This is a genomic window from Kribbella antibiotica (assembly GCF_004349055.1).
GTDB lineage: Bacteria > Actinomycetota > Actinomycetes > Propionibacteriales > Kribbellaceae > Kribbella > Kribbella antibiotica.
In genome coordinates, this window is sequence record NZ_SMKX01000007.1 from 25,260 (window position 1) to 42,331 (window position 17,072).

Here is a 17,072-nt window from a genome sequence, read left to right on the forward strand (position 1 = left end):
CCCGTCGAGGACGTCGTCAGGTCTTCAGCTGGCCGACGAGCAGCGACGCCGAGCCGATCACGACACAGGCCGCCAGGACCCAGCCGAGCCGGGCAGCGTGCTCGCCACCCTCACCGCGACGCTGACCAACCGCCATCATCGCGCCGGCGATCAGGATGCCCAGGATGCAGATGCTGAACGCGATCCAGCGGATCCAGTCGATGACCAGGTCGAGCTTCTCCGCACCCGGGGGGCGGGTGCCGGGGCCGTCGCCCATCGGGAGCAAGGAGGGAATCTCCGAGATCAGGTGTGCCAACATCATCGAAGTACAGCCTTTCAGTACGGGGCGGGGTAGTCCGCTGGGTTTGACGCGCGTAGAGCGTAGATGGATTCAAGAACTTCGAAAACCTCGTCGGGGGTGTTCTCGGGCGTGGCCGCCTCCCCTCGGCGCCACTCCTCGATCCAGGGCAATTCCCAGACTCTGGGGACACCGCCGCCGACGATGTCGGCGAAGTCGTCGAGCACGCGGGGCAGGCGGCCCTTGGCATCGGCGATCAGCACCAGGCCGAGCACGGCCACTCCCTGCACGACACCGGAGGCCCACTCGGTCGCCGCCCGCTGGGCAGCGCGCAGGCCGGCGCCGTTCGTCCGGGCGACCAGGATCACCGGGGTCGGCACCGGCGGCGGCGGGATCGGCCAGCGGTGGTTGGCTGCCCGGGTCCCCGGGAGCAACTGCGCCATGGTCGACTCGCCCGAGCCACCGTGCACACCGACCCACCACAAGGTGTCGGCCGCCGGGATCGCGAACTTCGGCAGCCGCTCGTCCTCGGCGGGCGCCGGAACACCGTGCTGGGGGGCCGAGGGCCCCCGCCGCGACAGGTCCACAGGCTGGGCAGGCCCCAGCGCCGGACCTGGCTCCGGCTCTTGCTGCCGGGTCCACGGATTCTGACTCATGAGACCTCCTCTCCCGCTGTGTCACTGGCTGTCGCCCACAGTATTGTCTCGCTTTCCAGGTGTACGGTCGTGACCCATCCACAGGCGAGGATGTTTCTACCCCCTTGTCGGGGTCAGCGGAGCCGCCGGGCTCACGGGGTTTCTGCCTGCCGGAAGTCTCCTGGCATGCCTTCACGTGCGGGGGACATGCTAGAACGAGTGCGTCGGCTCCGGATGAACGAGGGAGATCTGTGGCTGTAATGAGAGGTCGTCGTGGCTGAGAAGATCCCATCGTGGCCGAAGGTCACGATTCGGCTTTACGACGACCACAACGCCGAGGTCAAGATCGCCGGGCGCAGCCACCCAGTCAACCACCACGATCCGCGGCAGGCCGCGATCGCGCTGGTGACCGAGCGCGCGGCCCAGCTCGGCCGGGCGATGAAGGCGACTGCGGTCGAGGCCGACGGCACGTCGTGGCCGCTCGTCATCCACCCCGACGGTGAGGTCGAGGCCGTCGCGACCGACACCCGCAAGCGCGGGGGCAGCAGCGGTGGTGGCGGCAGCAGCGACCAGAAGCCGATCTGGCCGATCATCGTCGCGTTCGTGATGGCCGGCATCCTCATCTTCGGTACGACGCTGTACCTGACGGTGTGGCGGCATCGGACCGACAAGCCCGTTGTCCAGACCGAGCCGGGCAAGCTGCCCACGCTCCCGGAGCCGAGCGTCGGGCCGGATGAGTTCAGCGATCGCCCGGTGCCACCGGGCTGGTCGGCCAAGGCCGACTGGTCGGTCGACATCGCCGCGAACAGCGAGCCGGCCGTCTCCCCCGACGGCACCGAGGTCGCAGTTCTGACACCGGACAAGAAGATCGCGGTCTTCGACAGCAACGGCAAGGTCCTTTGGCAGGACAAGGTGCCGACTGGCGCCAAGAGCCCGGTCTACACGACCATCGACTCCAAAACCGTGCTGGCAGTGGCGTCCGAGGACATCCTGTACTACTGGCCCGGTGGCGGCACCGAAGCGGTCGAGGTCGAGCTGCCGAACTCGTCCGACGTCCAGTTCTTCGGTACGTCGCCCCTGATCGAGCTGGCCGGAGATGCCGGCGCCAGCGTGGTGTCCGGCAGCGAGCTGAAGGCAGTCCCGAACCAGCCCCGGTCGTCCACCGTGTTACTTGCCCAAGGCACCAGAGCGTTGATGTCGCGGTACGCCGGTCCGCTGTACTGGAGTGAGCCGGGTAAGGACTTGCAGAAGCTCAACCTCAAGGCGCCCGGTGGCGGTAAGACGATCGATCACGTGGTGGCCGCGAGCCCCGATTTCGCCTTGGCCTTCTGGCACAGCGCGAAGGCGGGCGAGGTGATCCCGACCGTGCACTCGACCACGACCGGTGCGGTTGCCGCCACCTGCCGACCTGCGCAGGAGAACAGCACCGAGAACTGGCAGTGGCTGCCCGACCCGAACCGCAAGATCGCTGCCTGGGGCCCGTGCCTGATCAACTTCAGCAACGGCCGGACCTTTGTCTCCCCGAGCTTCCAGCCGCTCTCGATCTCCGGGACGACGATCTACGGGACGAACGGCATCAACCTGCTCGCGATCACCCCCGGCGGGAAGCCGAGCACACTGGCGGCCGACACCGCCCGGCCGTGGGGTATTGCCGGCGGCCACGCGATCATCATGCACGACTCGGTCGTCTACGCCCTGGCCAAGAAGTGAAACGCCTGCTGGCGACTCTGGCCGCGGGGGTGGTGGCCGCTACCGTCTGCCTGACGCCGGCCGTCGCCGCCGAGGACGACCCGAAGCCGGCGAAGTACCCGCAGGTTCAGCGCCCGGACAACGGCGGCAACACCAGTGATCCGGGACCGGCGAAGTACCCAAGAATCGAGAAGCCGAGTACGACCGGCGGCAACGACGATCCCAAGCCGGTCAGCTGGCCCGCTCCGACCCCGGGCTGAACCAGCACCGGAGCTCGTCCCACCAACCACGCAAAGGCCCGCGTCCCCTGGGGGGAACGCGGGCCTTTGAAGTGGAGCTGGGTCAGCCGGCCGCAACCTCGATGCGGACGGTCGCCGCCACGTCGGAGTGCAGCTGCACTGCGACCTGGTGCTTACCAGTGGTCTTGATCGGCGACGCGATGCTGATCGCGCGCTTCTCGACCAGCGGGCCGCCGGCGGCCTTGATGGCACCGGCGATGTCGGCCGGGGTCACCGAACCGAACAGACGACCGGTCTCACCGGCCTTGACGCCCAGCGTGACAGTGAGCTGCTCGAGCTGGTTCTTGACCTCGCTCGCGTGCTCCTTGCCCTGGATCGCCCGGGCGTCACGCGCCCGCTTGATCGACTGGATCTGCTTCTCGGCGCCCCGGGTCCACCCGAGGGCGAGACCACGCGGAACCAGGTAGTTACGGCCGTAGCCGTCCTTGACCTCAACGATGTCGCCGGGGGCTCCGAGGCCCTCGACCTCCTGCTGCAGAATGAGCTTCATGTGTCGGACCTCCCTCAGCGAGCGGTGCTCGTGTAGGGCAGCAGAGCCACCTCACGAGCGTTCTTGATAGCGGTGGCCACGTCGCGCTGGTGCTGCACGCAGTTCCCAGTCACCCGGCGGGCGCGGATCTTACCGCGGTCCGAGATGAACTTGCGCAGCAGCGCGGTGTCCTTGTAATCGACGTACGTCGCCTTGTCCTTGCAGAAGCCGCAAACCTTCTTCTTGGGCTTCCGAATGATCTTGGCCATTGTGGTGCTCTCTTCCTACTTCCAGAGCCCGGTACGGATACCGGAATGGTCTGACTTACCGAACTCGATCCGAGGGCGGATCAGAACGGAGGCTCCTCCATCGAGCCGCCGCCCTGGCCTGCAGCCCAGGGGTCGTTCTGCGGAGCGGCCTGACCGCCGCCGCCACCGCCTTGCGGGGTCGCCCAGGGGTCGTTCTGCGGAGCAGCGCCACCCTGGCCGCCACCACCACCGAAGTTGTTGCCACCGCCCTGGTTACCGCCACCGCCACCGCCACCGCCGAAGTTGCCGCCGCCGCCTTCGCCGCCACCGGACCGCATGGCTTTGGTGACCTTGGCGGTGGCACTGCGCAGGCTCGGGCCGACCTCGTCGACGTCGATCTCGAAGACCGTGCGCTTGGTGCCGTCACGATCGTCGTACGAGCGCGACTTGAGCCGGCCCTGCACGATCACGCGCATTCCGCGCTGCAGCGACTCGGCCACGTTCTCCGCGGCCTGGCGCCAGACGGAACAGCTCAGGAACAGCGATTCGCCGTCCTTCCATTCACCGGACTGCCGGTCGTACGTCCGTGGGGTCGACGCGATCCGGAAGTTCGCGACGGCCGCACCGGACGGCGTGAACCGGAGCTCCGGATCGTCGACAAGATTGCCGACCATTGTGACGACGGTTTCGCCTGCCATTGCCGTTCCTCCTGCTTTCGGGTGTGACTGTGTCTACAGCTATTGGTATCGGCCTGCGCCGACAGTTCCAATGGCTGCTGACGACCCCAGGCTCAGTGCTGGTCGGGCCGGAGGACCTTGGTGCGGAGGATCGACTCGTTCAGACCGAGCTGACGGTCGAGCTCCTTCACCACCGCGGGCTCCGCGGTCAGGTCGATGACGGCGTAGATGCCTTCGGCCTTCTTCTTGATGTCGTACGCAAGCTTGCGGCGGCCCCAGATGTCGAGCTTCTCGACGGTGCCACCCTCCTTGCGGACGATGTTCAGGTACGTGTCGATGGACGGCTCAACCGTGCGCTCGTCGAGCTCCGGGTCGAGAATCACCATGACTTCATAACGACGCATGCGCGAACTCCACCTCCTTCGGACTTTGGCGGCCACGGTCTTTCCGTGGCAGGAGGGCGATGCGATTGCACTTCACCCCAGCACTTGCCGCTGGGATCAAGCAACGAGCCCGGTCGATGGACCGGGCCACATCCAAAGAATACCAGCGTTCGGATGCCGGATTGACCATATCCACAGGGCAGCAGCAGCGGCCACTGTCACCGCGGGTGGATCAGTCGTCACTCTCCGGACCCACGACCAGCAGGTCGATATGGATCCCGAGCGTGCGGCCTTCGGCGTCCACCGTGCGCACCACCGGATACGCACCGTCACCCCAGCCGGAGTGGGCGAGGATGAGATTCTCACCCTCCGTGGCCAGCGGGAAGACGATGTTGGCGCAGCCCTCCCGCAGGTGGTCGGGCGAGTCCATCAGCGCGAACCAACTGTCGTCCTCGCCGGTCTCGAAGAGGTCTTCGTACCAGTCGCCCTCCGGCATCTTGGCCCGGACCGCCTCGGCATCCGCGAAGGCGACGGTGCCCGCGTCGACCGGGACCAGCCAGAACTCGTCCTCACCGAGCTCTTCGCCGCCGCTCGTCGCCGCCTCGACCTTGGCGACCTCCCCCTCGGCCACCAGCAGCGACAGGTAGGCCTCCCGCAGGTGGCTGCCGTCCTGTGCGTCGGACACGTCGGCCACGGTCACGAACACCGGATAGTCCCCCGGCGGTACGTCGACGACCGGGCCCTCGCCCAGTGTCACGAACGGGTCGGAAGCCTCGAGCCGCCCACTCGGAACCCGCAGCACGCCGAGCTCATGGACGGTCAACGACCAGGTACGGCGGTCGACCTCGACGGGGCCGGGGCGCAGGGCACGGAACAGGCTCGGGGTGATCACCCGGCCAGCCTAGGCCCGGTGGTCGGAAACTGTCGGACGACAGTTCTAGGGTGGGGTCATGAGTTTGAAGCTGGGTGCACATGTCGACCAGGAGGACCCGCTGGCCGAGGCGGCCGATCGGGGCGCCGACCTGGTGCAGTTCTTCCTGGGCAATCCACAGGACTACAAGGCGCCGAAGGTCGCGTATGCCGATGGCGAGGAGGCGCTGCGCGAGCGGGCCGCCGCGGCAGGCGTCGACCTGTACGTGCATGCGCCGTACCGGTTGAACGTGGCGAACACGAACAACCGGATCCGGATCCCCAGCCGCAAACTGCTGCAGCAGACACTCGACAAAGCGGCCGAGATCGACGTCAAGGGCGTCATCGTGCACGGCGGTCACGTCGGCGACGAGGACGATCCCGAGGCCGGCTTCGACAACTGGCGCAAGTGCATCGAGCGCGCCGAGCTGCCGGTCCCGTTGCTGATCGAGAACACAGCCGGCGGTGAGAACGCGATGGCCCGCCAGTTGGAGCGGATCGAGCGGCTGTGGGAGGCCGTGCAGGCCTCCGGCAACGACCGCCTGGAGAACGTCGGCTTCTGCCTGGACACCTGTCACTTCCACGCTGCCGGTGAAGAGCTGCCGAGCATCGTGGCGAAGGTGCTGGCGATCACCGGCCGGATCGACCTGGTGCACGCCAACGGCTCGCGAGACGAGTTCGGCTCCGGCGCGGACCGGCACGCCAACTTCGAGGTCGGGCACATCGATCCGGCGCACATCGTCGCGGTCGTCGAGGCCGCCGGTGCACCGGTCGTGGTCGAGACGCCGAACGTCGACAACGGCCAGAAGACCGACCTCGACTACCTGCGCTCACATCTGAACTAGTCCTGCTCGCTCTCCGCCTCCGCGGCTTTCTGCTCTTCCGCGGCTTTCTGCTCTTCCGCGGCTTTCTGCTCTTCCGCGGCTTTCTGGGCCGCGAGGTGGTAGAGCCAGTAGCCGATACCGAACGGCAGCAGCAGCCCCAGCACGGTGGTGGTGCGCGGCGGGATCAGTACGCCGACCAGCACCGCCGCCGCGGCCAGGAGCGTCGTCACCTGGAACAGATCGAACCGGCCGTACGCGCGGTCGTGCAGATCGGCGCGCTCCAAGGCGCACCGCGCGTAGATGCTCGCCAGGCCGAGGAGCAACAGCGTCAGGACCGCCAGACCGAGAACAGCGAGGGCGTCGAAGCCGTTCATCCCACTCAAGGTGTGGGTGTACTGGAAGGCGCCGATCAGCAAGGTGACCCCCGTACAGACCCAGTACAGGCTGTTCGGGCTCTGCTTGGCGGGCCCCGGATCGGGTTCTGCGTCAGGCTCGGCGTCGGGCGCGGGATCTGCTGGGGCCATGGCGGCGACGGTAGCGCACGAAAGGACAATGGCGGCATGCAGACCGAGGAATCCTGGGCCGAGCAACTCCCCGAGCTCTTCGCTCCCGGCTACTGGCCCTGGGGTGAGCTCGACGTCCGCTTCAGCACCGCGGAGCCGGCCGACGAGCTGATCAGCAACGTCCACGTGATCTGCCGGACCGAGGGCGGAATTGTTGCCTGCGGCAACGATCTCGGCTGGCGGTTCCTCCCCGGCGGAACGCGTGAGCCAGGCGAGACGATCGAGCAGCTGGTGGAGCGGGAGCTCATCGAAGAGGCCGGTGCCCGGATCACCGGTCCGCTGACTTGGCTCGGTGCCCATCGCGCAGACCATCGGCGACCGGCGCCGTACCGGCCGCATCTGCCGCACCCGCTGTCGTACTGGGCCAACGTCGTCGCGGACGTGGTCATCGACCAGGCGCCGACCAACCCCGACGACGGCGAGCAGGTGACTCAGGTGCTCGTGCTTCCGCCCAGTGAGGCGGCGGCGTGGCTCGAGGAGCAGCCCGACGGCATCATGGGCCCGATCGTCAGACTGGCTCTGGCAATGGGGCTGGTTTAGCCGACTTCCACGGCAGGATGGCGGCAGTGAGCAGCGCGACTGCACCGCCGAAATACATCGCGCCACGCAACCCCAGTACGGCGGTCAGCACGCCGCCGAGCGCGATGAACGCGGGCTGGACGCTCCGTGAGGTGATCGACCAGGACGTCAGCACGCGAGCCATGTGACTGTCATCCGTCACCTCCATCCGGTATGTCGCGAAGGACGGGTTGAACGCACCGGCCGCCACCAGCAGCGCGGTCTCGGCGACCAGCAGCCACACGAATCCGGCCATCCCGGACGGAGCCAGCGGCAGCAGCAGCGTCCACGGAGTCCGTAGTACGCCGAACCAAAGCAGCATGCGGTGGAGTCCGAACCGCCTGGTGAGCGCCGGCGCGATCCAGGCGCCGAGCACGCCCCCGAGGCATGAGACGCCTAAGAAGACGCCGTAGCTCCACGGCGCCAGGTGCAGCTCGCGCAGCATGAAGACTGTCAGCAGCGGGGAGACCATCATCAGCGGGCCACCGAACAGCTGCGCGTTGACGAACAGCACAGCCAGCCCGCGATTCGCGAAGATGTACTTCCAGCCGGCGGCGAGGTCGCGCTTACCGGTGTGCTCGGCCGGAGTGGGCTCGGGCTGCCGGATGCGCCGGATGCCGAGCGCCGACAGCAGGAACGACACCGCATCCACCACCAGCGTCAGGGGTGCGCCGACCAGACTGACAAGACCACCACCGATCGCCGGCCCGGCGCTCATGGTCAGCCAGAAGACCTGCTCGAACTTGCCGTTCGCCTCCGCTCGCCCTTCGGGCCCGACGAGCGTCTTCAGATGCGCGCCACTCGCGCTGGTGAACGCGATCAGCGCCGCCATCTGCAGGACGCCGACCACACACAGCTGTGGATAACTCAGCACTCCGAACGCCGCCGCGACCGGCACACTCAGCAACGCCGCGAACCGGATCAGGTCCGCGGCGATCATCACCGGCCGCTTGTGGCGCCGTTCGATGAAGTCGCCCATCGGCAGCGCGAGCACCGCGCCCGCCAGGGCCGAGACTGCCGCCAGCATCGACACCTGCAGCGTGCTGACATCAAGAACCAGTACGGCGATCAGCGGCAGCGCGCCGAACCCGATCCCCGACCCCAGTGCGCTGACCGCGTACGCGAACCTCAACCGCCGAAAGTCCGGCCCCAAAGACATCTCGCGATCGTAGGAGGGCCTACCGACAGAAACTCAGCGCAGGTTCAGGCCACCGTCGAGCAGGACGATCTCACCGGTGACATAGCTGTTGTGGATAAGTGCCGAGATCAGGTCAGCCACGTCTGCAGGTTGGGCGGCACGACGCATCGGGCTCAAGGTTTTCCACAGGTCTTGAGCGTCCGTCCAGTCAGCGGTCATCGGTGTATCCACAAGCCCCGGTGCCACGGCATTCACCCGAATCTCCGGTCCGAGCGCAGCCGCGAGCAGCTTGGTCACATGGTTCAGAGCGGCTTTGCTGGCGGCGTACGCGATCGAACTTCCCTTCGGCCGCACACCCGCATGACTGGTCACGTTGACGATGCAGCCGCCGGACTCGCGCAGGGCCGGAAGTGCCGCCGTACAGAGCAACCAAGGCGCGATCAGGTTGACGTCGAGCAACCGCCGCCAGTCGTCGGCCGACAGCCCGTCGAGCTCGGCATGCGGCACCGGCCAGCTGATCCCCGCGTTGTTCACCAGTACGTCGAGCCGCCCGTGCTCGCCCACGACCTCCGGCACCAACCGTTGAGCCGCAGCGTCATCAGCCAAGTCAGCCTGGTGATACGACCCACCCAGCTCCGCCGCCAGCGCGATCCCAGCATCCCGGCTCACCCGCGAATGCACCGCGACCGTGAACCCGTCCGCCGCCAACCGCCGCGCGACCCCGGCCCCGATCCCCGAGACCGACCCCGTCACCAACGCAACCTTCGCCATCGGATTAGGAAGATCGGTAGCGCAGGCCGTCGAGGAGGAGGTCGAGGAGCCGACCGGCTGTTTCACGGTTGTCGCCGGCCGCGAGGGCGACGCCGCTGATGCCCTTGAGTACGTCGTCCGCGGAGATGTCGGAGCGGATGTCACCGGCGGCGATACCGGCGGCGAGCAGCGGCTCGATCGCACCGACGAGCAGCTCGAGGCTCTGGTCGTACGGGTTGGCTCCGGCCGCGATGATCGCGCGCAGGGCGTCGGCCATGCCCATCTTGCGGTGCATGTAGTCGGCGAAGCGGTCCATCCAAGCCCGCAGTGCTTCGGCGGGTGGGAGCTTGTCGAGGAGCTCGGGGGCGGCCTCGCAGACAGTCGCGAGCTCCTTGCGGTACGCCGCTTCGATCAGCGCCTCGCGGGTCGGGAAGTGCCGGTACAGCGTGCCGATGCCGACGCCGGCGTCCTTGGCGATGCCCTCGAGCGTCGCCTCCAGCCCGCACTTCGTGAACGCCCGGGCCGCCGCGGCCAGCACCTGGTCACGGTTGCGCTGAGCGTCGGCCCGGAGCGGCCGCGTCTTCGGTTCCGTCATTTCCCCTCCTCACCCCAACTCACCAAAACCTAGCGGACTTGATATCCGGAGGCCCCTCCGCTTAACTGGAGCTATCCGGAGGCTCCTCCGGTATTAAGACTAGCTCGTAGAACGGGATGAACCCTGATGAGCAGAATCACCACCCCCTTCGGCTATGACTCCACTGCCGCCGAGGTGATCGCGGGCGTCGATCTGACCGGTCGTCGCGCGGTAGTCACTGGTGGCGCGTCCGGCATCGGCGTGGAGACGGTCCGCGCACTGGCATCGGCCGGCGCCGAGGTCACGCTGACCGCCCGCGACCAGGTCGTCGGCGAGCGCGTGGCCGCAGGAATCATTGATTCCACTGGCAACAGCCGCGTGTACGTCGCTCCGCTCGAGCTGGCCGACCAGGCGTCCGTACGGGCGTTTGCCGCCAACTGGGACGGGCCGCTGCACATCCTGGTCAACAACGCCGGCGTGATGGCCGAGCCGCTGAACCGCACCTCCGAGGGCTGGGAGCACCAGTTCGCCACCAACCACCTCGGCCATTTCGGTCTCGCGCTCGCCCTCCACGACGCACTGGCTGCGGCCGGCAACGCTCGCCTGGTTGCGGTCAGTTCGAGCGCGCACCTCAGCTCGGACGTCCACCTCGACGACCTGCACTTCGACAACCGCCCGTACGACGCCTGGTCGTCGTACGGGCAGTCGAAGACGGCGAACATCCTGTTCGCGGTCGAGGCGTCGAAGCGCTGGGCGAGTGACGGAATCGTCGCGAACGCCCTGATGCCAGGCGGGATCCGGACCGCACTGCAGCGGCACGTTTCGGCCGAAACTCTGCAGCAATGGGACGACTTCCCCTGGAAGACGCCGGAGCAGGGCGCGGCCACTTCTGTCCTGCTGGCCGCCTCTCCCCTGGTCCAGGGTGTGACCGGCCGGTACTTCGAGGACAACAACGAAGCGCTGCCCAACGTCCCCGGCGAGAACACCGGTGTGGCGCCGTACGCGCTGGACCCGGAGACGGCCACGAAGCTGTGGGAGAGCTCACTCGAACTTTTGAGCAAGTAAGGTGCGTTCGATCAGGTTGCTGACTCGGCTGGGGTTTCCTCAGGTTGGGCCGGTAACCTGACCGACCGTGAGTGACTTGAGCATCCGGATCATCTCGGCCGACGAGCACGCCGCCTATATCGCGGCACGTCCGTCGGCCAGCTTCCTGCAGACGCCTGGCTGGGCGGCGGTGAAGAGCGAGTGGAAGGCAGAGTCACTCGGCTGGTACGAGCCGAGCAACCCGGCCGAGCTGGTCGGCGTCGGCCTGGTGCTGTACCGGCAGATGCCGAAGGTGAAGCGCTACCTCGCCTACCTGCCCGAGGGGCCGGTCATCGACTGGGACGCGATCGACCTCGGCCGCTACCTGCGGCCGCTGGCCGAGCACGCGGCGGCCCAGGGCGCGTTCGGTCTCCGGATGGGCCCCCCGGTGCCGACCCGGCGCTGGAGCGCGAAGACCATCAAGGACGCGATCGCCGGCGGCCAGCAGCCACGGCTCCGCGACGTCCGGCCGGACGTGATCGAGCCGTCCGGCGCCACCGTCGCGAACCAGCTGAACGCACTGGGCTGGAAGGCTCCGCGCGTCGGCGAGGGCTTCGCGGCCGGTCAGCCGCAGTTCGTCTTCCAGGTCCCGCTCGCCGGCTTCGGCCCGGAAGACCTGCTCAAGAACATGAACCAGCTCTGGCGGCGCAACATCAAGAAGGCCGACAAGATGGGCGTCGAGGTCACCCAAGGCGGCCTCGAGGATGTGAAGGCCTTCCACCAGCTGTACCTCGAGACGGCCGTGCGGGACCACTTCACGCCGCGCCCGCTGCCGTACTTCGAGAAGATGTACACGGCGATGGCGAGTCAGCCCGCCGGATGCTGTGACTTCCGGGTCTACAACGCCCATCACGAGGGCGATCTGGTCGCGTCGACGATCTGGATCCGGGTCGGTGGTCATTCGTGGTACTCCTACGGAGCCAGCTCGACCGCCAAGCGGGACGTGCGTGGATCGAACGCGATCCAGTGGCGCATGATGTCGGATGCACTCGCCGAGGGTGCGACCGTGTACGACCTACGGGGCATCACCGACACCTTGGACCCGAACGACCCGCATGTGGGGTTGATCCAGTTCAAGGTCGGCACCGGCGGCGAAGCCGTCGAGTACGTCGGTGAGTGGGATCTGCCGTTGAACAAGGCGCTCTACACCGCATTCGACCTCTACATGAGACGGCGTTGACACCATGCCCCTGACCCTGCACGTCGATTCCGATCGATGGCGCGATCACCTCCGTTCCACGTGGAACCCCGACATCGTCCCGGTCGCCAAGGGCAACGGGTACGGGTTCGGCAACCACCGGCTGATCGCCGAGTCGCGGGCGCTGGGTGCTCGCACGGTCGCGGTCGGTACCTACTTCGAGGTCCCGCCGGACCCTCGTGAGGACGTCGTCGTACTGACGCCGTGGCGGCCGTTCCTGGAGATGTCGCAGAGCAAGAACGTGATCCACACGGTCAGCCGGCTGGCCGACCTGGTCTCGATCCCGGCCGGCAGCCGGGTGCTGATCGAGGTCCAGACGTCGATGCGCCGGCACGGGATCGGCGCCCGCGAGCTGCGGCACACGATGCTGCTGAACGCCCTGGACCGGATCCGCTTCGAGGGCTGGTCACTGCACTTCCCGATGGGCGCGGGCGGTACGTCGGCCAACGTCCGCGAGGCGGCTCAACTCGCCAAGCAGGCAACCGACGTACGGCGTGGACCGCTGTGGGTGTCACATGTCCCGGCCCAGAAGCTCGGTGACATCGGCGAGAACGTCAAGCTCCGGATGGGTACGGCGCTCTGGCTCGGCGACCGTGGTGCGCTGACCGTCCGTGCGACCGTGCTCGACGTCCATTCGGTCCGCCGTGGTGAGCGCGTCGGCTACCGGCAGCGCCGGGTCAGCGGCGACGGCCACATCCTGGTTGTGTCCGGTGGCACCGCGCACGGTGTCGGCCTGGAGGCCCCGACCGCGGCGGCGACCGTCCGGCAGCGCGCGATCGCGATGGCCAAGGGCAGCCTGGACGCCGCCGGGATGGCGTTGTCGCCGTTCACCATCGAGGGCAAGCAGCGCTGGTTCGCCGAGCCGCCGCACATGCAGGCGAGCATGCTCTTCCTGCCGTCGGCCGTGGCACCCCCCGCGGTCGGCGACACGATAGGAGTCGACGTCCGCTTCACCACGACCTCGTTCGACCGCGTCTCGATGGATTAACGACCCAGCAGTACGTCGATGCGGTCGCTGGCCGCATCGGCGTCGCGGATCACCTTCGCGGTGTCGACGCCGATCAGGTGACCGTCGCGCTTGACCGCGACGCCGTTGACGAAGACCCACTGGACGTTGACGGGCTGGGCGTTGAAGACGAGCTGGCTGACCCAGTTGCCGTTGGGTGCGAAGTTGAGGGCCTGCGGGTCGATGATCTGCAGGTCGGCCTTCTTCCCCGGCGTCAGCGAGCCGATCTCCTGATCGATCCCGAGCGCCTCGGCGCCACCCAGAGTGGCCATCCGCAGTACGTCGGCCGGCTGCGGGTAGCGGGTCGGGTCCATCGCGGTCGCGCGCTGGAGGCCGACCGCGGCGCGCATGTCGTTGAACATGTCGGTGGTGTCGTTGGTCCCGCCGTCGATCCCGAGACCGACCTTGATTCCGCGGGAAGCCATCTCCGGCAGCCGGATGACACCGGACGCCAGGCGCATGTTGGACAGCGGGTTGTGCGCGACCCGGATGTCGTTGGCGGCCAGCTCATCGAGCTCCGCGTCGGTCATCTGGACGGCGTGATTCATCAACAGACCGGGCCGGATGGCACCGACCTTGCGCAGGGCCTCCATCTGGCCGGTGGCCGGGTCGGTCTTCGACTCGTGGACATGCACGTTGAGGGCGACACCGAGCTCCTTGGCCAGGTTCTCCGCGGCGGCCGTGCTGGCGAGGTTCTGCAGCGTGGGGTGCTGACCGACCTGCAGGTGCGCCAGCGGGTTCGGGTCGATGACCTGCTTCTTCACCCGGCGGATCTCGTCGAGGGTGGCCGGCTTGGTGTTGGCCGTGTACGAGAAGAAGAAGCGCATCTTCGAATCGGCGAGGGCCTTCAGGCTGCCGTTCGCGAAGTCGGCGGAGAAGCTGTGCGACCAGTCGGTCGTGGTGGTGATGCCGGTGCCGATCGCGTCCAGGGTGGAGAGGCGGGTCCCGGCGTACGCGTCGGCAGCCGACGGCTGGTTGCCGTACAGCGGGAGCACACACTCGGCGAGCCAGCCGTTGAGCTCCTTGTCGGTGGCACAACCGCGGATCAGCGACTGCCAGGTGTGCGTGTGCAGGTCGACGAAGCCGGGCATCACGATCTTGCCGCGGCCGTCGATCACCCGCGCACCGGCGGTGGCCGGCAGATCCTTGCCGACCGCGGTGATCGTGTTCTTGGTCATCAGTACGTCGGCATCCTGCAGCATGCCGAGTGATCCCTGGCCGAGGGCCGGGTCCATCGTGAGAACCATCGATGCGTCGCGGATCAGCACCTTCGCGGTGCCGTCGTAACCGCGCGCATCGGGCTGATCCAGTTGATTGGCGCCTACCGGCACCGCGACACCGGCCAGCAGGGTGAGTCCAAGGGCGAGGGCGTTGCGCCTGGTGATCATGGCGCCGAACCTAACTCTTGCCAGGTCCGGTGCCCCACCCCTTTCCAGCTCGGTCGAACCTTGTCTGCCTGATCGCGCAGGTTCTTGACTTCAGGTGCACCTGAAGTTGCATCGTGAGGCCATGGGCTTTCTGGAACGGATCGAGGAACAGCCCGGAGCCGCCGAGCTTCGGGCCGAGTCGTACCGGCTGCTGGGTCTCAAGCGCGGCGCGAGCGTGGTCGACGTGGGCTGTGGCGCGGGGCACGCGGCCGAGGAACTGGCGGCCAAAGGGTTGAAGGTGACCGCGCTGGACGCCGATTCCGAGGCGATCGCGGCCGCCCGGACCCGCGTCCCGGGCGCAATGTTTCACGTGGCACATTCCGGCGACCTGCCGCTCGCCGACGAGTCGATGGACGGCTACCGGGCGCTGCGGCTCTTCCATCTGCTCGAAGATCCGGTCCCGACGGTCACCGAGGCCTATCGGGTGCTGCGCCCCGGCGGGCGGATCGTGGTCGGCGGCCAGGACTACGGTTTCCTGCTGATCGACAGCTCCGATCAGGACCTGACCGACGTCATCCTGCTCGGTCTCGAGTCGCGCTCGGTCGCTCCGCGCGCGGTCCGGAACCTCCGAGATCTCCTCCTGGACGCCGGATTCCGTGACCCCGAGGTCGTCGTACACACCGATGCCGTCACCGACTACGCCGCCCTGGCGCCGCAGCTCGCGGCCGCCGCGACGGCAGCCGTCGGCAAGGCCTTGATCACGCGGGCCGATGCTGACGGCTGGTTGGCCGAGCAGGAAACCAGAGGCCGGTCCGACCGCTTCCTCACCGTTCTTCCGACGCTGCTGGTCAGCGCTCGGCGTTAGACGCCCTCTTAGCGTTGACCTAGTGCAACCGGTCGGCCACGCCGCGCAGAACTTGTCCGGTCAAAGATCAACCCGCAATAGTTGACGTGCACAATGGATGCCGTGCGCATCCTTTACCGACTCGCGGCGCGCTTCGGCCTGCGGCGCAGCCGGATGGTGCTGTGGGCAAAGTATTCGGCGTCGCAGGCGATATCGACTGCAGTCAGTCAAGTTGCCTTCGCCTTGTGTTACTTCTTCGGCGCTGCGGCCTTGTGGGCCACGGTGATCGCCTGGATGGCCGGCGGCATCCCGAACTACGCCCTCAGCCGCCGCTGGGCCTGGAACCGCCGCGGCCAAATGTTGCCCTACGCAATCATCGTGGTCGGAAGTGCTGCGGTGGCAGCGCTGACGACGACGCTGGCCGACCAAGCGGCGCAAGCCTGGGTCGACTCCCGGTTCTGGCAGACGATGGCGGTCAGCGGTTCGTACTTCGCCACGTTCGCGGCGCTGTTCGTGGTCAAGTTCTGGCTCTTCGACAGCTGGGTTTTCGCCGCGCCTGTTCAGCCCTTGAAGTACTCCCAGGTCAGCGCGAGCCCGTCTTCCAGCGACACCGTCGGCGCATAACCAAGGTCGTTGGCAACGTCCACAACCACCTCTTCGACCGGTACGTCGATCTGCTCGACCGGCAGCGGTTTCCCGGTCACCGCGCGCACCGCCTCGACCAGCTCGAGCTCGGTCACCGAACGACCGGACCCGATGACGAAGCGGCCGTCGTACTGGTTGTCGAGTGCGATCAGTACGCCGTTCACCACGTCGTCGATGTAGACGAGATCGCGGCGTTGCGGCCCGATCTCGACGCCGGTCCCAGCCTGGGCCGCCCGCATCACCCGCGACACGAGGTCGTCCTTGTCCGGCATCCCCGGTCCGTAGACATCCGTCAGCCCCAGTGTGGCGCCGGCCAGGCCGTAGCTACCCGAGTACGCCGCCAACAGCGCCTCGCCAGCCGCCTTGGTCGCGCCGTACGGCGTCTGTGGGCTGAGCGTGGTCGACGCGAGCACGAACTGGCCGACGCCACTCCCGCGGGACAGCTCGAGCAGGACCTGCGTGATCGTCACGTTCTGCGCAAACGTCGCCATCGGCGCCTCGATCGACCGCTCCACCGAGGTCAACGCGGCCAGATGCAGGACCACGGTCGGCCGGGTCTCGAAGGCCCCGATACAGACCTGCTGGGACGCCAGGTCCCCGGTCACCACGGTCACGCCCTCGTCCCACGCCGGGTCCGGCGCCTCCCGATCGACGGCCGTGACCAGGACATCCTGCTCCCGGAGCGCCGCCACCACCGCGCGTCCGATGAATCCTGCCGCGCCCGTCACCAGCACCCGTTCCGCCATAGGAGCAACCTACCGCCGCCGGAGCAACCGCAAGGCAGCCGGAAGCGGACTGCGACAAGGCCTTGACCAAGCGTCATGAAGATAGGGAAGATCACCCCGGACGCGGGCTGACAACCTTGTCATCGGGGCCGCGTTAAATCACCCAGCAAGGAGCGTGGATGATTCTCCGCCGCCCATTGGGGCTCGTCGC

22 protein-coding genes are annotated in these 17,072 nt (G+C 67.6%); 9 read left to right on the top strand and 13 right to left on the bottom strand.

The window, feature by feature from the left end; all coding sequences use genetic code 11:
• Window positions 1-16 precede the first annotated feature (16 nt).
• Both E1263_RS03920 and E1263_RS03925 read right to left on the bottom strand, forming a co-directional pair.
• Window positions 17-301, bottom strand: coding sequence for a conjugal transfer protein TrbC (locus tag E1263_RS03920; RefSeq protein ID WP_202868712.1), 285 nt, complete (start codon window positions 299-301; stop codon window positions 17-19).
• 14 nt (window positions 302-315) lie between these two features.
• A complete protein-coding gene (locus E1263_RS03925) occupies window positions 316-933 on the bottom strand; it encodes a DUF6668 family protein (protein WP_132165430.1) in 618 nt (205 codons plus the stop codon).
• Window positions 934-1,185: 252 nt separating this feature from the next.
• Between E1263_RS03925 and E1263_RS03930 the strand changes: the two genes are divergently transcribed.
• Both E1263_RS03930 and E1263_RS03935 read left to right on the top strand, forming a co-directional pair.
• Window positions 1,186-2,622 carry a hypothetical protein gene (locus E1263_RS03930; RefSeq protein ID WP_132165432.1) on the top strand — a complete coding sequence of 479 codons (1,437 nt, stop codon included), beginning with the start codon at window positions 1,186-1,188 and terminating at the stop codon, window positions 2,620-2,622.
• Entirely contained in the window at window positions 2,619-2,861 is a 243-nt protein-coding gene (locus E1263_RS03935) for a hypothetical protein (protein ID WP_132165433.1), read from the top strand. Before E1263_RS03930 ends, E1263_RS03935 begins: the two co-directional genes overlap by 4 nt.
• 82 nt (window positions 2,862-2,943) lie before the next feature.
• On the opposite strand, the gene rplI is transcribed toward E1263_RS03935, so the two are convergent.
• From rplI to E1263_RS03960, 5 genes are all read right to left on the bottom strand, one after another.
• Window positions 2,944-3,390, bottom strand: a complete 447-nt coding sequence (rplI, locus tag E1263_RS03940) for a 50S ribosomal protein L9 (protein ID WP_132165435.1) — start codon at window positions 3,388-3,390, stop codon at window positions 2,944-2,946.
• Window positions 3,391-3,404: 14 nt separating this feature from the next.
• Window positions 3,405-3,638, bottom strand: coding sequence for a 30S ribosomal protein S18 (rpsR, locus tag E1263_RS03945; RefSeq protein WP_012924539.1), 234 nt, complete (start codon window positions 3,636-3,638; stop codon window positions 3,405-3,407).
• An 80-nt stretch (window positions 3,639-3,718) separates the two neighbouring features.
• Entirely contained in the window at window positions 3,719-4,315 is a 597-nt protein-coding gene (locus tag E1263_RS03950; protein ID WP_132165437.1) for a single-stranded DNA-binding protein, read from the bottom strand.
• A 92-nt stretch (window positions 4,316-4,407) separates the two neighbouring features.
• Entirely contained in the window at window positions 4,408-4,698 is a 291-nt protein-coding gene (rpsF, locus tag E1263_RS03955) for a 30S ribosomal protein S6 (RefSeq protein WP_132165439.1), read from the bottom strand.
• Window positions 4,699-4,909: 211 nt separating this feature from the next.
• Window positions 4,910-5,569: a DUF4241 domain-containing protein gene (locus E1263_RS03960; protein ID WP_132165441.1), complete on the bottom strand. Its 660-nt coding sequence runs from the start codon at window positions 5,567-5,569 to the stop codon at window positions 4,910-4,912.
• A 58-nt stretch (window positions 5,570-5,627) separates the two neighbouring features.
• Here E1263_RS03960 and E1263_RS03965 point away from each other — a divergent pair, with 58 nt between their 5' ends.
• The gene (locus tag E1263_RS03965; protein WP_132165443.1) at window positions 5,628-6,431 is read left to right on the top strand and encodes a deoxyribonuclease IV; all 804 of its coding nucleotides are present in this window, start codon (window positions 5,628-5,630) and stop codon (window positions 6,429-6,431) included.
• Here E1263_RS03965 and E1263_RS03970 read toward each other — a convergent pair.
• Entirely contained in the window at window positions 6,428-6,934 is a 507-nt protein-coding gene (locus E1263_RS03970) for a hypothetical protein (protein WP_132165445.1), read from the bottom strand. The two genes, E1263_RS03965 and E1263_RS03970, sit on opposite strands and share 4 nt — an antisense overlap.
• Window positions 6,935-6,970: 36 nt before the next feature.
• Here E1263_RS03970 and E1263_RS03975 point away from each other — a divergent pair, with 36 nt between their 5' ends.
• Window positions 6,971-7,513 carry an NUDIX hydrolase gene (locus E1263_RS03975; protein WP_132165447.1) on the top strand — a complete coding sequence of 181 codons (543 nt, stop codon included), beginning with the start codon at window positions 6,971-6,973 and terminating at the stop codon, window positions 7,511-7,513.
• Here the strand turns inward: E1263_RS03975 and E1263_RS03980 are convergent.
• From E1263_RS03980 to E1263_RS03990, 3 genes are read right to left on the bottom strand one after another with little or no spacing between them, the layout of a single operon-like run.
• Window positions 7,482-8,690, bottom strand: coding sequence for an MFS transporter (locus E1263_RS03980; protein ID WP_132165449.1), 1,209 nt, complete (start codon window positions 8,688-8,690; stop codon window positions 7,482-7,484). The two genes, E1263_RS03975 and E1263_RS03980, sit on opposite strands and share 32 nt — an antisense overlap.
• A 33-nt stretch (window positions 8,691-8,723) precedes the next feature.
• A complete protein-coding gene (locus E1263_RS03985) occupies window positions 8,724-9,440 on the bottom strand; it encodes an SDR family NAD(P)-dependent oxidoreductase (RefSeq protein WP_132165451.1) in 717 nt (238 codons plus the stop codon).
• 4 nt (window positions 9,441-9,444) lie between these two features.
• Window positions 9,445-10,014, bottom strand: a complete 570-nt coding sequence (locus tag E1263_RS03990) for a TetR/AcrR family transcriptional regulator (RefSeq protein WP_132165453.1) — start codon at window positions 10,012-10,014, stop codon at window positions 9,445-9,447.
• Between the two features lie 126 nt (window positions 10,015-10,140).
• Here E1263_RS03990 and E1263_RS03995 point away from each other — a divergent pair, with 126 nt between their 5' ends.
• From E1263_RS03995 to E1263_RS04005, 3 genes are all read left to right on the top strand, one after another.
• Complete coding sequence (locus tag E1263_RS03995; protein WP_165956453.1) at window positions 10,141-11,058, top strand: SDR family NAD(P)-dependent oxidoreductase; 918 nt, start codon at window positions 10,141-10,143, stop codon at window positions 11,056-11,058.
• A 67-nt stretch (window positions 11,059-11,125) separates the two neighbouring features.
• Window positions 11,126-12,256 (top strand): lipid II:glycine glycyltransferase FemX, encoded by a 1,131-nt coding sequence (locus E1263_RS04000; protein ID WP_132165457.1) that lies wholly within the window; start codon window positions 11,126-11,128, stop codon window positions 12,254-12,256.
• Between the two features lie 4 nt (window positions 12,257-12,260).
• Window positions 12,261-13,262, top strand: coding sequence for an alanine racemase (locus E1263_RS04005; RefSeq protein WP_132165459.1), 1,002 nt, complete (start codon window positions 12,261-12,263; stop codon window positions 13,260-13,262).
• Here E1263_RS04005 and E1263_RS04010 read toward each other — a convergent pair.
• A complete protein-coding gene (locus tag E1263_RS04010) occupies window positions 13,259-14,668 on the bottom strand; it encodes an amidohydrolase family protein (RefSeq protein ID WP_132165461.1) in 1,410 nt (469 codons plus the stop codon). The two genes, E1263_RS04005 and E1263_RS04010, sit on opposite strands and share 4 nt — an antisense overlap.
• 121 nt (window positions 14,669-14,789) lie before the next feature.
• Between E1263_RS04010 and E1263_RS04015 the strand changes: the two genes are divergently transcribed.
• Window positions 14,790-15,512 carry a methyltransferase domain-containing protein gene (locus E1263_RS04015; protein WP_132165463.1) on the top strand — a complete coding sequence of 241 codons (723 nt, stop codon included), beginning with the start codon at window positions 14,790-14,792 and terminating at the stop codon, window positions 15,510-15,512.
• A 102-nt stretch (window positions 15,513-15,614) separates the two neighbouring features.
• Window positions 15,615-16,115, top strand: a complete 501-nt coding sequence (locus tag E1263_RS04020; protein WP_165956454.1) for a GtrA family protein — start codon at window positions 15,615-15,617, stop codon at window positions 16,113-16,115.
• On the opposite strand, the gene E1263_RS04025 is transcribed toward E1263_RS04020, so the two are convergent.
• Entirely contained in the window at window positions 16,052-16,882 is an 831-nt protein-coding gene (locus tag E1263_RS04025; protein ID WP_165956455.1) for an NAD-dependent epimerase/dehydratase family protein, read from the bottom strand. The two genes, E1263_RS04020 and E1263_RS04025, sit on opposite strands and share 64 nt — an antisense overlap.
• Between the last annotated feature and the right edge of the window lie 190 nt (window positions 16,883-17,072).